Annotated in this window: 13 protein-coding genes; 9 read left to right on the top strand and 4 right to left on the bottom strand. The window is 59.6% G+C overall.

From position 1 onward, the window contains the following. Positions 1 to 5 precede the first annotated feature (5 nt). The 7 genes from Q5Y75_RS17950 to Q5Y75_RS17920 all read left to right on the top strand — a co-directional run bounded on the left by Q5Y75_RS17950 (position 6) and on the right by Q5Y75_RS17920 (position 8,307). Positions 6 to 1,067 carry an ABC transporter permease gene (locus Q5Y75_RS17950; RefSeq protein WP_306200057.1) on the top strand — a complete coding sequence of 354 codons (1,062 nt, stop codon included), beginning with the start codon at positions 6 to 8 and terminating at the stop codon, positions 1,065 to 1,067. Next, on the top strand, positions 1,067 to 1,834 hold the full coding sequence (locus Q5Y75_RS17945; protein WP_306200054.1) for an ATP-binding cassette domain-containing protein: 768 nt from the start codon (positions 1,067 to 1,069) through the stop codon (positions 1,832 to 1,834). The genes Q5Y75_RS17950 and Q5Y75_RS17945 overlap by 1 nt, the downstream gene beginning before the upstream one ends. After that, on the top strand, positions 1,834 to 2,463 hold the full coding sequence (locus Q5Y75_RS17940) for a nucleoside/nucleotide kinase family protein (protein ID WP_306200051.1): 630 nt from the start codon (positions 1,834 to 1,836) through the stop codon (positions 2,461 to 2,463). Before Q5Y75_RS17945 ends, Q5Y75_RS17940 begins: the two co-directional genes overlap by 1 nt. A gap of 399 nt (positions 2,464 to 2,862) precedes the next feature. Then, positions 2,863 to 3,204, top strand: coding sequence for a hypothetical protein (locus tag Q5Y75_RS17935; protein WP_306200049.1), 342 nt, complete (start codon positions 2,863 to 2,865; stop codon positions 3,202 to 3,204). Further along, positions 3,201 to 6,791, top strand: coding sequence for a choice-of-anchor D domain-containing protein (locus Q5Y75_RS17930; RefSeq protein WP_306200046.1), 3,591 nt, complete (start codon positions 3,201 to 3,203; stop codon positions 6,789 to 6,791). Before Q5Y75_RS17935 ends, Q5Y75_RS17930 begins: the two co-directional genes overlap by 4 nt. Further along, complete coding sequence (locus Q5Y75_RS17925; protein WP_306200043.1) at positions 6,788 to 7,069, top strand: hypothetical protein; 282 nt, start codon at positions 6,788 to 6,790, stop codon at positions 7,067 to 7,069. Before Q5Y75_RS17930 ends, Q5Y75_RS17925 begins: the two co-directional genes overlap by 4 nt. A gap of 2 nt (positions 7,070 to 7,071) precedes the next feature. After that, the gene (locus Q5Y75_RS17920; protein ID WP_306200041.1) at positions 7,072 to 8,307 is read left to right on the top strand and encodes an MFS transporter; all 1,236 of its coding nucleotides are present in this window, start codon (positions 7,072 to 7,074) and stop codon (positions 8,305 to 8,307) included. Between the two features lie 43 nt (positions 8,308 to 8,350). Here Q5Y75_RS17920 and Q5Y75_RS17915 read toward each other — a convergent pair whose 3' ends face one another. Beyond that, positions 8,351 to 8,998, bottom strand: a complete 648-nt coding sequence (locus tag Q5Y75_RS17915) for a glutathione S-transferase family protein (protein ID WP_306200037.1) — start codon at positions 8,996 to 8,998, stop codon at positions 8,351 to 8,353. Positions 8,999 to 9,068: 70 nt separating this feature from the next. Beyond that, on the bottom strand, positions 9,069 to 9,845 hold the full coding sequence (locus tag Q5Y75_RS17910) for a transporter substrate-binding domain-containing protein (RefSeq protein WP_306200034.1): 777 nt from the start codon (positions 9,843 to 9,845) through the stop codon (positions 9,069 to 9,071). 110 nt (positions 9,846 to 9,955) lie between these two features. Between Q5Y75_RS17910 and Q5Y75_RS17905 the strand changes: the two genes are divergently transcribed. Then, positions 9,956 to 10,702: an amino acid ABC transporter ATP-binding protein gene (locus tag Q5Y75_RS17905; RefSeq protein ID WP_306200032.1), complete on the top strand. Its 747-nt coding sequence runs from the start codon at positions 9,956 to 9,958 to the stop codon at positions 10,700 to 10,702. Positions 10,703 to 10,718: 16 nt separating this feature from the next. Further along, positions 10,719 to 11,471, top strand: a complete 753-nt coding sequence (locus Q5Y75_RS17900; protein ID WP_306200030.1) for an amino acid ABC transporter permease — start codon at positions 10,719 to 10,721, stop codon at positions 11,469 to 11,471. 65 nt (positions 11,472 to 11,536) lie between these two features. On the opposite strand, the gene Q5Y75_RS17895 is transcribed toward Q5Y75_RS17900, so the two are convergent. After that, entirely contained in the window at positions 11,537 to 12,886 is a 1,350-nt protein-coding gene (locus Q5Y75_RS17895) for a sigma-54-dependent transcriptional regulator (protein WP_306200027.1), read from the bottom strand. Positions 12,887 to 12,890: 4 nt separating this feature from the next. Then, the gene (locus Q5Y75_RS17890) at positions 12,891 to 13,016 is read right to left on the bottom strand and encodes a hypothetical protein (protein ID WP_306200024.1); all 126 of its coding nucleotides are present in this window, start codon (positions 13,014 to 13,016) and stop codon (positions 12,891 to 12,893) included. Positions 13,017 to 13,018: the final 2 nt, after the last annotated feature.

Below are 13,018 nucleotides of genomic sequence, written 5' to 3'. Positions count from 1 at the left end.
AACCCATGTCCCCGTCGGACAATTTCGAAGCTGCGGCCTCCAGCGCGGATGCCAAGGTGGCTTCCTTCGACGATCACGAAAAGGGGCTGGTCGGTCGGTTCCACCACGCATTGCATACGACGCCAGCCCTTGTGCCGCTGATCGTTCTGCTCGCGGCAGTTGTGATTTTCGGCGCCCTTCTGGGCAGCAAGTTCTTCTCGCCCTTCGCGCTCACGCTGATCCTGCAACAGGTGCAGATCGTGGGTATCGTGGCGGCAGCGCAAAGCCTTGTCATCCTGACCGCTGGTATCGATCTGAGCGTCGGGGCGATCGCGGTGATTTCCTCGGTGGTGATGGGGCAATTCACCTTCCGTTACGGGATGCCGGTGGAAATCTCGATCCTCTGCGGCCTCGCTTTTGGTACAGCCATCGGCTACGTCAACGGCTGGCTGGTTGCCGTCATGAAACTGCCACCCTTCATCGTCACGCTGGGCATGTGGCAGATCGTGCTGGCCGCCAATTTCCTCTACTCGGCCAACGAAACCATCCGCAGTCAGGAGATTGAGGATAACGCCCCGCTGCTGCAACTGCTGGGGGCCAAGGTCAATATCGGCGGGGCGGTGTTCACCCTCGGCGTGATCTTTCTGATCTGCCTTGTTCTTGTGCTGGCCTATGTGCTTCGCCACACCGCCTGGGGTCGGCACGTCTACGCAGTGGGTGATGACCCCGAAGCGGCGGAACTGTCCGGTGTGGACGTGCGCAAGACGCTGATCTCGGTCTATGCACTGGCGGGTCTGATCTGCGCATTCGCGGGCTGGGCCCTGATCGGACGGATCGGGTCGGTTTCGCCAACTTCCGGTCAGCTTCTCAACATCGAAAGCATCACCGCCGTGGTGATTGGGGGTATCTCGCTCTTTGGCGGGCGCGGCTCGATCCTGGGCACGTTCTTTGGGGCGCTGATTGTCGGGGTCTTCACTCTGGGCCTGCGCCTGCTGGGTGCGGATGCGCAATGGACCTTCCTGCTGATCGGCGCGCTCATCATCGCGGCTGTTGCCGTGGACCAGTGGATCAGAAAGGTGGCGGCATAATGGAACCCATTCTGAAAGGCCGTGGGTTGGTCAAGCGCTACGGCAAGGTCACCGCGCTCGACAGATGCGATTTCGATCTGATGCCCGGAGAAATCCTGGCCGTGATCGGCGACAATGGCGCGGGCAAAAGCTCACTGATCAAGGCGGTATCGGGCGCGGTCATCCCGGATGAGGGCACCGTGACGCTCGAAGGGCAGGACGTGCAGTTCACGTCGCCGATCGAAGCCCGCGAGGCAGGGATCGAGACCGTCTACCAGACCCTCGCCATGTCCCCTGCCCTGTCGATTGCCGACAACATGTTCATGGGCCGCGAAATTCGCAAACCCGGCTGGCGTGGGAAATACCTGCGCCAGCTCGACCGTGCCGCGATGGAGAAGTTTGCCCGCGACAAGCTGACTGAGCTTGGATTGATGACGATCCAGAACATCAATCAGGCGGTCGAAACCCTGTCGGGTGGACAACGTCAGGGCGTCGCCGTGGCCCGTGCTGCGGCCTTCGGGTCCAAGGTCATCATCCTGGACGAACCCACTGCCGCGCTGGGGGTCAAGGAAAGCCGCAAGGTGCTGGAACTGATCCAGGACGTGAAATCGCGCGGCATCCCGATCATCCTGATCAGCCACAACATGCCCCATGTCTTCGAGGTTGCCGACCGCATCCATGTCCATCGGCTGGGCAAGCGGCTCTGCGTGATCGACCCCAAGGACTACACCATGTCCGACGCTGTCGCCTTCATGACCGGCGCAAAAGAGGCGCCCGAAGCTGCATGATGGCACTAGATCCACCGGTCGCAACGCTGGTCGAGTCCATCCTTGCCGCGCCCCGTGCAGGTCGGCGGCGCCTTGTGGCGCTGGCAGGCGCGCCTGCCAGCGGCAAATCCACATTGGCCGACGCGCTTGCGGAGCGCCTCACCATCAGCGGATGTGACACTCAGGTGGTGCCCATGGACGGGTTTCACCTGCACAATCCGACCCTGATCGCGCGCGGCTTGCTCGACCGCAAGGGCGCGCCCGAGACCTTTGATGTCAGCGGCTTTGCCCATCTGACAACCCGACTGCAGGAGGAAGATGAGGTCTTCTATCCGACGTTCGACCGGGCCCGCGACATCGCCATTGCTGGAGGCGGCCTAGTGGGTGCGCATTGCGATACGGTTATCATCGAGGGGAACTACCTGCTTTATGACGCGCCTCAGTGGCGCGACCTGCACAGGGTCTGGGATTTTTCGGTTCGCCTGGAGGTTCCCTTGCCGATCCTCGAAGAACGACTTGTCAAAAGGTGGCTGGATCACGGGTTGTCGCATGAGGACGCCACAGCCCGCGCAACCCGGAATGACATTGCAAACGCCCGCAGCATCGCAGCGGCCATGTTGCCCGCAGACGTGACGGTCAGAACGGGCTGACGCGGGCATTGCCAACTAATTTACAGCGCCTCCCAAGGAAACCCGGCCACAGGCGCTAACCCTCTCTGACACAAGCGATAACCTGCATAGGTTGCAGCCAAACCGCTTCCTCCGACGGGCGACACCTTGCGCAACTCCAGAGAGGCGTTTGACGAAATCGGGGCCGAATGTTACCATTTACCCATATAAATTTGAGTTACTACAATTTTTCATGCGCGTTCATTTGCGCGAATCCAGGTTAATGAGTGACAGCAATCTTCGAAAGCTGGCCCTAATACATCGAACCGACCCCACACGTCTAACGCGTCTTGTGCTCTTGAATTTTTAGCATCGGTCGTTCGATCACCAGACCCATGTCGCTCATTATTCAGAACCTCAATTTCAGAGGAGCGTCTGATCATGGCGAATTCTAAACCGACCAAACCAAAGACACGCAAACCAAGGAAAAAGGGCTCGGGCGGCTCCGGCGGTGGGAACGGCCGGGGATATGGCGATGGCGGAGGCGATGACGAGCCTATCGGCGAAGGACCCGAAAACCTTGATGTTCACGAAGCCTTTTTGAAACACCGGCTTGAAGGCGGCGAAACACCCTCATCACAGGCCTATGCCCGCGCGGTCGAACAGTTCCAGAAACTTCCCGGCGCCATTCGCGGCAAGCCCGCTTTCATCCCTCCTGCCCCTCCGGACGACGATGACGGAGGCGACGACGATGCAAATGGCGGAGCGGAGGGCAAGAAATGATCCCGGGAACAGTTTGGAAACCCATTGGCCCCAGCCCGATCACGGGCGGGCGTGAAGATAACGGTCTGGTTACATCAATCGCAACACATCCCAGCGATCCGGACATCGTCTATATCGGCACCGCCGATGGCGGCGTCTGGAAAACCGGAGATGGAGGCGCGACCTGGCTGGCTCTTTTTGACGAAGAACTGTGTCTGGCGATCGGAGAACCCAATTGCGTGGCCATCGACCCGGGCGACACCGATGTGATCTATGTCGGCACAAGCACGCGCGCCGCTGTCTCGGTGCAGCAGAGGGTCGGCATATTCAAATCCCGTGATGGCGGGTCAAGCTGGATCCTGCTCGGCTCGGGTTATCCCGAGGGCAATGATGGCAACGCGGATGATTTTGCGAACCGCAATGTCAATTCGATCATTGTTGATCCGGCAAATTCGCAGATCGTCTATGCCGCGACGAGCCGTGGTGTCTGGATTTCAGACGATGGCGGCCAGAACTGGGTTCAGGGTGCCGGGACCGCGAATTTCGACGCAAGGTCGCTGGAGCTAGATACCACCTCCCCTGCGGGTGCGCGTGTCCTTTATACCGGTATCAGCCGTCAGGGCGTGTTCCAGTCCACCGATGGTGGAGCAAACTGGGCACCGATCATGACGGCGGCCACCCCGGCGGTTGCAGCCGTTCTGGGTGGCGGAGTGGTGATGGGGCAGGTCCTTGCGCGGCTTGCGCCACCAACCTCGCCTCCTGCGGCGGGTGGTGTCCAGGTGATCTATGCGGTCATCGCGCATAACGTCCGTGGTTCCACCCCAGACCCGATCGGTCTGTTCATGAGTACGGATCAGGGCGCGACATGGACCCAGCAGGCCGCAGCAGGCGCTGCCGCCGCGACAACCTTTGCGGGATACTGCATGACGCTGGCGATTGACCCCGCCTCACCCGGGGATGGTGCCAACGATATCCTGTATTGGGGCACGCAGAACCAGGTACGGTCATCCGATTCAGGCGCAAATTTCTCCAACATCTCAAATGGACTCCATGCCGATACCCACGCCTGGGGCTTTTTCCAACCGCCAGCGCCCGCGACAACCACGATCTATTGTGGCAATGACGGCGGTATCTTCCGCTCGACAGACGATGGCGCGAATTGGACCGCCCTGAATTCCGGCGGATTCCAGACCACGCTCATCTACAACATGGACATCAAGCCCGGGGCCACCGGCGACGTAACCGTCGCGGGGTTTCAGGATAACGGGCACAAGCGCACCAACGGCGCGCTGGGGTGGACATCGATCGGCGGCGCGGATGGCTGGGACATCGTCTATGACGGTGTGACCGCCGACCGCATGCTGTTCACGCGCAACGGCGGCAACCCCGCAACCCGGGTGCGGCGCTCGACCGATGATGGCGGCAGCAACAATGACGTGACGCCATGGGCCGCAGGCAGCGCCGAGGACGCCTTCTATCTGGCGAACCTTGCCGCTGATCCCGGCAATGACGGTATCTTCTACGTCGCGAGTAACGCAAATATCTGGCAGAGCCTCGATGGCGGCGTCACCTGGCGTGCGATCTTTCCCATCGGGTCGGGTTTTATCACCCCGAGAATCGCTGTGTCGCCAACCAATGGCAACAACGTGGTCGTTTCGGCTGGCGGGCAAGTCTTTGTGTCGACCAACGCAATGGCGGCAACGGTCGGGCTTCCGAATGGCGTCACCTTCACGAATATCACGCGAAACCTGCCGGGTCGGAATGTCACGCGATCGACCTTTGATCCCAACGACGAGACGGCAATCTTCTGCGTGCTTGGCGGTTTCGCCACAGCCTTCGCGCCGGGGCATGTTTTCCGCACGACGATTGGCGGGACACAGTGGGCGGACATCTCGCCCGACGTGAACGTGCCGTTCGGCGCCATCGCTCTGGACGGGGATGAGACGCCTTCGACCATCTATGCCGGTTGTGATCTGGGCGTGCTGCGCTCGGTGGATCGGGGCAATACATGGTACGTGCTGGACGACCTGCATTTCCCCAACACACCGGTGACCGATATTGTCGTCGGGCGCGGGTCGAACGTGTTGCGTGCCGCAACCTACGGGCGGGGCGTGTTCGAATTTGCCAAGCCCGAAGGCCCAGTCATTGCCGTCAACCTTGAGGACAGGTTCGAATTCGGGACAGTCTGCGAAGGCCCTGTGTCGCTGACATTGCAGGTTTTCAATGTCGGCACCGATGATCTGATCATCAAGAGCGTGCAGCGCATCCTTGGCTCGACCGCGTTCAGCATCGAAGCCTTCCCCTCCACCCCTTTGTCGATTGCCCCCGGAGGTGAGGTTGATTTCACGCTTACCTATACGCCATCGGCACCGGGCGCGACGGATCTGGCAACCATTCGGATCGCCAGCAACGACCCGGAATCGCCAACCGTCGATCTGCTTGCAAGCGGCGAAGGCGGCACAGCAGCAGCCGAGCTGTCGATTGCAGATAGCGGCGATTTTGGCGAGGTCTGCGTCGGCAAGTTCCGCGATCAGGGGCTTGTGATCAACAATTCGGGCCATTGCCCGCTGCTGGTCAGCGGCATCGCGTCTGCCGCGCCGGAATTCTTCGTGCCCAATACCGTGTCTTTCCCGCTGAAGATCGCACCCGGCGCAAGCATGACGCTGCCGCTGCGCTATCAGCCGACGGCGTTCGGCAGTGACCTGTCGGTGATCACCGTCAGCAGCAATGACCTAGACAGCCCGGCGCAGCTTGAAGTGCGTGGAACCGCGCCACCTCCGCGGTTGGTGCTGTCATTCGCGGATCACGGCGATTTCGGAAAGGTCTGTGTCGATCATTTCAGCGACAAGACGCTGGTGCTGTCCAACAGCGGCAAATGCCCGTTGACCATCACCGCGATCTCGTCGAATTCGGCAGATTTCATCGTGCCGCAGGTCCTGACCTTCCCGATCGTGATCGCCTCGGGGGCGGCAGTGCCGGTGAGCATTCGGTTCCAGCCGACCTCCTTCGGCCCGAAAGCTGGTACCATCACGGTGATCAGCGATGACCCGGCCAGCCCGGCAACCATCGATCTCACCGGTTTTGCCCCTAGCGGCAAGCTGACGATCACCGGCACGGGGTGCTTCGGAGGGGTCGAACTTGGGACCCACGCCCTGACCACCTTTGCCATCTGCAATACCGGCGATTGCGATCTTCATGTGACCAAGGTGGGCTTCAAGCCACCCAGCCGCTGCGAAGAGCTCGCGCATTGCGACAGCTGCGGATGTGATTGTGACTGCGGGTGCGATTGCGGATGCCAGAACGACCGCTATGGCAAACACAAGGGCAAGAAGCGGCATTGCGATCAGAAATGTCTGAACTTCAAAATCGTCAGCAACCCGTTCCCGGCAACGGTCAAGCCAGGTTCCTGTCTGGACCTGATCGTGAAATATACGCCAACCTGCAACAACTCAGCCTGTTGCAAGCTTGTGGTCAAATCCGACGATCCCGACAACAAGAAGGTGTCGATATTCGTGACCGGTCACCTGAAACGCACATTGCATTCGGCCTTGAAATGTTGGGCCGGGCAAGAGCTGAGTGACATGATCAAGGCGGGGAAGTCCTGTTGACCCATCGCCACCAGATCACTCGCTACCAAGGCGACAAACCGGTGCTGCGGCAGCGTTTCGGTAAGAAAGCGCTGCTTGCACTGTCACCCGGGTTCGCGGTGCTCCTCTCGGCTTTTCTGGCCGGGATGGTGGTCGCCGTGCTGTTCATGAGCCTGCTTATCCTGATCATCATCGTGTCGGCTTTGGTTATGGTCGCCCTCGGAATTGGCAGGCATACCCGTGCCCGCCGTCGCGATCTGACCCGACGGCCGAGGCCACATGACATGGACCGGGGTTAGGTTTGCTGCCTCGTGCAAACGCCCCAGCCGGGGGGTCAGCGCTTGTCGCGCTGATCCTCGCCGACCTGATTGTGCGGACAAGCTATCAGATCGGCAAAGCGCCGGTCTTGCCGGTTTTTGCCCATGGTCTTGGTGCGTCGCCCCTTCTGCTCGGCGCAATCATTTCAGTATCGACCGCAACCGGGTTGTTTCTCAAACCGCTGTTTGGTCTGCTGTCTGACTATCGCGGGCGCTGGGTCTGGCTGCTGACGGGAACCACGCTGTTCACATTAGTCCCGTGCCTGTACCTTTTTGTCGAGCGACCTTCCGAGCTGTTCGTATTGCGGCTTGTCCATGGGCTGTCGACAGCAATCTATGGTCCGGTGACCCTGGCCTACATCGCCGCGTGGCGTAGAAAAACTGCGGGCGAGGCTTTTGGCTGGTTTGGGCTGGCGCGTACTGCATCCTACATCCTCGGCCCTCTGATCGGCGGTGTTGCGCTGACCTTCGCAGCACCCGAGGCGATCTATGCCGGGACGTGCTTTCTTTCCGCGCTGGCTTTTGTGCCGACACTATATCTCAGAAACGCGGATCACGTCGCGCTTCCACAAAACTGGTCACTGACCGGCGCTGTGCGGGCCATCGCCTCCAGCCGCCCGCTTGTCGTGCTGGCCTTGATCGAGGGCACGACCTATGTGGCGATCTACGCGGTCAAGGCGTTCATGCCGGTCATGGCGCTGGTTGCCGGACACCAGCCGATCGAGATCGGCACTTTCCTTGCGATCCAGGAGGGGGCCAACGCCGTGCTACGCCCGCCCATGGGGCGGCTGGCCGACCAGACACGCCCTGCTGTGCCCCTTCTGCTGGGCCTTGGGGCACTTGCCGCCGGGTTGCTGATTTTGTCGGCCATGGGGCCTACGTGGTTCGCAATGCTGGCGGCGGCGCTGTTTATCGGCGCGGGTCAGGGCGCGTTCGGCCCGGCGACATTGTCGCTTGTCGCGAGCGCCACGCCGACGGCGCATCTCGGCCTTGCTTTCGGCAGCATCGGTGCCATTCGGAACGCCGGCAAGATCGCTGGCCCCATCGTGGCGGGTACGCTTGTCAGCGCGATGTCCTATCAGGCCTCTTTCGCCAGCATCGCAGCAATCCCCCTGATGATTGCGCTGTGGATTCTATGTCGATCCGGAAGCTCCCTAGCGATGCCTGCCAATGAGTCCCTGCGGGTCGAAAGGGCGAAGGCACCACGCAGAGGGCGTTAGAGCGCAATCTGGCCTCTCCGTAGATATCACGCCAAATGACGTGCTATTGCGAGGCCCCAAGCTTGCTCGCCAACCAATCTTCGACATGCGGCATGTAATGCGCAATTTCTTCTGACACGGCGTGGGTGCTGCGGAGCCACCTGTCATAGGCAACAACATTCTCTGGCCACTGAACTGCCCCGCCAAGCCGGTCGGTAATGGCGCGCAACCAAATGAAGGTGATCGGGTAGCCGCAATCGAACAGCCGCAATGTCACATGATCAAACCCTGACAGCATCGCATCGAGTTGTGCGAGTCTGGCATTCATCGCTATGGTCGCAGCGCCAATTTGAGACTGATCCCTGTTGGCCGGATCGACCAGCGGGAAAAACTGCCTGAGCACAGGTTCCAGGCGGGTGTCGTGAAACCTGCTCATTTCACGGTATTTTGCGCGGTGTCGCGGGTTTTCCGGCATCAGAGAATTGTCGGGATGGGCCTCTTCCAGATATTCGATGATCGCCTCGGAATCCCCCAGTATGAAACCTCCATCATTCAACGTCGGTATATTGCCGGAGGGGATGATAGACCTGAAATGATCCGAGCCGACGCCGCCCGGCGGCAGTTCCTCTTTCCACTCCAGTTGCTTGTGCCGCAGCGCTATGCGCAGCTTCGCGCAGTACAGGCTGTGAGGTATCGCGTAGATCGTCAGCATCTTCCAACCGCCACACTCTCTGATCGCCTGTTGGCACAAGCGACCAGACATGGACACCGTTATGGGCGTGCTACTGGGTGAGCTTCCATTTCAAAGCAAGCTCCTCAAAGAACCCGCGCTCTTCTTTCAGTGTAATCCAGGTGTTCACGTAGTTGATCCACACCTGGTCCGACTGCGGCAGCAACATCGCAATTGGCGTTGGCGAGCGTGGTTCTGACACCGGCACGATCATCATTTGCGAGTATTTCTCGACCAGCTTGATGGCCTCGACATTGGAGGTGATATGCGCATCCGCGCGACCGGCGAGAACCTCCTGAAAGTCTCGTGCCGGTGCTTCCACGATCTGGTGTTTTGCATCCGGGAAATACTGTTTGACCTGCTTTTCCTGAGTGGTGCCAAGCGTCGCGGCCACGGTCGTCTCGGGCGTGTTCAGGTCGTCCCAATCACTGAAGCGGTCGGCATTTTTGGACAAGATCAGCGGAACCGTGACGAGCGAAAAATAGCTGTCGGAGTAACCTGCCGCCTTGGCGCGCGCCGGCGAAACCGAGGCCGACCCGGTGATCTGGTATTTGCCCGAGCTAACGCCGTTGACAAGCGTTTTCCAGTCGGTCGGAACAAACTCCACCTCGACGCCCAGATCAGTGGCAAGCTCTGTCATTACGTCGATGTCAAAGCCCGTATAGCTGTTGGTTGCCGGGTCCTTCATTGTCATCGGGTTCCAGTCACCCGTTGTACCAACTTTCAAAACGCCCGAACTCAGGATTTCCTGCAAAGCGGATTGTGCTGTTGCCGGCACCGTGAACAACATCAGCAGAACAAAACCAAAAAATGGTTTGATCAATTTCATAATGGGGTCCTCCTGTAATCCCGACAATGCACCCATTGCCCCAAGATTAATTTATTGCATTTGGATCAACAAATTACTACCCCTTACTTGAGCAGGAAGAGGTCGCAGCCATGCAATCCGATAGCCCACTGATCAAGCTGGACGCTGTTTCGAAGCACTTTGGAGAGTTCCAGGCGCTGAAACAAGTATCGCTGGAGGTGGGGCTTGGTGAAAAGGTCGTGATCTGCGGGCCATCCGGGTCGGGCAAGTCCACCCTGATCCGCTGCGTAAACCGCCTGGAGGCGCATGAGAGCGGCACCATTGTCATCGACGGTATAGAGCTGAATGAAAGCCCGCAGAACTTGCGACAGATCAGGGCCAAGGTCGGGATGGTCTTTCAGCAGTTCAATCTGTTTCCCCATCTGACCGTTCTGGAAAACCTGATGCTGGGTCCGGTTCGGGCGCGCAAACTGCCCCGTGAACAGGCGCGTGAAACCGCGTTGAATTATCTGGGCCGCGTGCGGATTCCTGAGCAGGCCGACAAATATCCGCGGCAATTGTCCGGTGGCCAGCAGCAGCGTGTCGCGATTGCGCGCTCGCTCTGCATGGAGCCAGAGATCCTGCTTTTTGACGAACCCACCTCGGCGCTTGATCCCGAGATGATCAACGAGGTTCTGGATGTGATGGTGGAACTGGCAGATAGCGGCATGACGATGATCTGCGTGACCCACGAGATGGGGTTTGCTAAGAAAGTCGCCGACAAAATGGTCTTTATGGACCATGGCGAAATTGTCGAAGAGGCAACGCCGGACAAGTTCTTCTCTGCCCCGGATAGTCCGCGCTGCCAGGACTTTCTGGAAAAAATCCTGCACCACTGATGCATTGGGGATGGGTATGTTTGTGAAACGCCCGAAACGCAAAATCTTGGTCTTGGCTCTGCCTGTATTGCTGTCGGGATGTTCCGGGGACTGGGGCTGGTACGTCGTTGATCCGACAACCCCAACCGGGCTGACCAACCTCAAGTTTCTGCTCAGCGGGCTCTATTACACGGTGTCACTCTCGTTGATTGCGATCTTGATTTCCGTTTTTGTCGGCCTGCTGGTGGCCTTGCCGGGCCTGTCTCAAAAACGCTATCTGCGGCGCATCAACAGGGTCTATGTCGAACTGGTCCGCGCCATACCCATTCTGGTCCTGATCTTGTGGGTCTATTATGGGCTGCCGCAAGTCACAGGCCTGTCCATCGGTGTGTTCTGGGCCGGAGTGATTGCGCTTGCGCTATCAGACAGTGCCTTTCAGGCCGAAATCTTCCGGGCTGGCATCCAGTCCATCGACAAGGGGCAATACGAGGCCTCTCACAGCATCTCGCTGAGTTACCCCGACATGATGCGATTTGTGATCCTGCCACAAGCCATCAAACGCATTCTGCCCGCTTTGGGTAACCAGTTGGTCTATATGCTAAAGATGTCTTCACTGGTGTCGGTGATCGGGATGCAGGAACTGACCCGCAAGGCGAACGAACTGGTGGTATCCGAATACAGACCTCTGGAGATCTACACGATTCTGGTGCTGGAGTACCTGGTCCTGATCCTGATCGTCTCTGCCGGTGTCCGTTGGCTGGAGCGAAAGATGAAGACAGACGAGCGTTAGTCACCAATGTCCATCAGGTCCGAAACCCCGTAACGCGCTGCGTTGCAACTGCTGCACCCTAGCCATCACTCTGACCACGCCTGCATCTTGCGGTCGATGGTCTTGCGGGACACGCCCAATCGGCGGGCCGCTTCGGCGCGGTTGCCGCCGCACAGGTCGAGCATGTGCAGGATATGGCGCTGCAAAACAAGGTCCAGATTTTCGATCGCCTGCGAGCCAATGACGCTGCCGCCGCCGGAAAACTCTTCGGGAAAGCCGCCCAGGATCACCGATCGCTCGATCAGATTGCGCAATTCGCGAACGTTGCCCGGCCAGTCATAGCGGCGCAGCTTCAGCAGGGTTTCCTCATCCAACTGCAGCGACGGCATGGCCAGCGAAGCAGAAAACTGCGCCATGAAATAAGCCGCAAGCTCAATGATGTCCTCCATCCTGTCCTTGAGCGGCGGCATGTCGATCTTCACCACATGGATACGGTGATACAGATCCTCACGGAACCGCCCCTCCGCAACAGAGGCCTCAATGTCGTCATTGGTGGCAAACAGGAAGCGGACATTCAGCGGGATCTCACGCTCGGCCCCCACCGGGCGGACCTTTTTGTCCTCCAGCACCCGCAACAGCGCAGCCTGCACCGTTTCCGGCATCTGCGCGATCTCGTCCAGCAACAGCGTCCCGCCATCGGCCAGCAGCAACAGGCCCGGTTTCAACCGATCCTCGGCCCCGACGATGCCGAACAGCTCTTCGGCAAAGCGGTCGGGCTGGATCGTGGCGCAGTTCACCGGGACAAAGGGCGCCTCGGCCCGGTCGGAGGCGTCATGTAGATGCCGCGCGGCCAATTCCTTGCCGGTGCCACTGCCACCGGTGAACAAAACGGAGGTCGGCAGCGGCGCAAGACGCGCCAGCATGGCCCGCACCTCCTCCATCGGTTCGGAATTGCCCAGCAATTTGCCATGCCCGCTGCCCGAAGACAGTTCGCGCCGCAGCAGCGTGTTGTCGCGTTCCAGATATTTGCGGTCAAGCGTCCGGGCAACGGCACTCAGGATCTGGTTCGCCCGAAAGGGTTTGAGGACAAAGTCGCTCACCCCGGCCCTGAGCGCGGCAATCGCCGTTTCCAGATCGGCATAAGCGGTGATCAGGATCGCATCCGCAAAGAACCCCTTGCGCTTCTGCTCTGTCAACCAGTCCAGCCCCGTTCCGCCGGGCATCAGATTGTCGAGGATCACAAGGTCATACTGCGCCTCGTCCAGTGCCTTGGTTGCTTGCGCGGGCGAGCTCACTGCATCGACACGGGTAACCCGCGTTTCCAAGGTCTTGGTCAGAAAATGCCGCATCCCCGGCTCATCATCGATTACAAGGACCGACGCCCCCGCCAGCGAGGTGCCATACATGTCCAGCGAGGTGTTTGACGGCGCGTTCATGATGTCAGTCTAGCCTCACAGTGGCGCCCGCATTGCGTGCATCGGTCGAAAACCCCAACTCCTGCAACCCGAAATACGCCCCCACCGAGATGACGATCAGAGCGGCAAAGCCCATCATCATGGCCTTCATGG

The sequence above is a fragment of the Ruegeria discodermiae genome (assembly GCF_030758345.1).
Lineage (GTDB): Bacteria > Pseudomonadota > Alphaproteobacteria > Rhodobacterales > Rhodobacteraceae > Ruegeria_C.
Note: the sequence above shows the minus strand (reverse complement) of the source record. Positions and strands in the feature narration are given on the sequence as shown.

What these genes read in the sequence shown, in the direction of transcription:
- Q5Y75_RS17950 (WP_306200057.1), top strand. Translation starts at nt 6, where the DNA reads ATGTCCCCGTCGGACAATTTCGAAGCTGCGGCCTCCAGCGCGGATGCC.
- Q5Y75_RS17910 (WP_306200034.1), bottom strand. Translation starts at nt 9,845, where the DNA reads ATGAAATTGATCAAACCATTTTTTGGTTTTGTTCTGCTGATGTTGTTC.
- Q5Y75_RS17940 (WP_306200051.1), top strand. Translation starts at nt 1,834, where the DNA reads ATGGCACTAGATCCACCGGTCGCAACGCTGGTCGAGTCCATCCTTGCC.
- Q5Y75_RS17900 (WP_306200030.1), top strand. Translation starts at nt 10,719, where the DNA reads ATGTTTGTGAAACGCCCGAAACGCAAAATCTTGGTCTTGGCTCTGCCT.
- Q5Y75_RS17890 (WP_306200024.1), bottom strand. Translation starts at nt 13,016, where the DNA reads ATGAAGGCCATGATGATGGGCTTTGCCGCTCTGATCGTCATCTCGGTG.
- Q5Y75_RS17895 (WP_306200027.1), bottom strand. Translation starts at nt 12,886, where the DNA reads ATGAACGCGCCGTCAAACACCTCGCTGGACATGTATGGCACCTCGCTG.
- Q5Y75_RS17935 (WP_306200049.1), top strand. Translation starts at nt 2,863, where the DNA reads ATGGCGAATTCTAAACCGACCAAACCAAAGACACGCAAACCAAGGAAA.
- Q5Y75_RS17905 (WP_306200032.1), top strand. Translation starts at nt 9,956, where the DNA reads ATGCAATCCGATAGCCCACTGATCAAGCTGGACGCTGTTTCGAAGCAC.
- Q5Y75_RS17915 (WP_306200037.1), bottom strand. Translation starts at nt 8,998, where the DNA reads ATGCTGACGATCTACGCGATACCTCACAGCCTGTACTGCGCGAAGCTG.
- Q5Y75_RS17945 (WP_306200054.1), top strand. Translation starts at nt 1,067, where the DNA reads ATGGAACCCATTCTGAAAGGCCGTGGGTTGGTCAAGCGCTACGGCAAG.
- Q5Y75_RS17930 (WP_306200046.1), top strand. Translation starts at nt 3,201, where the DNA reads ATGATCCCGGGAACAGTTTGGAAACCCATTGGCCCCAGCCCGATCACG.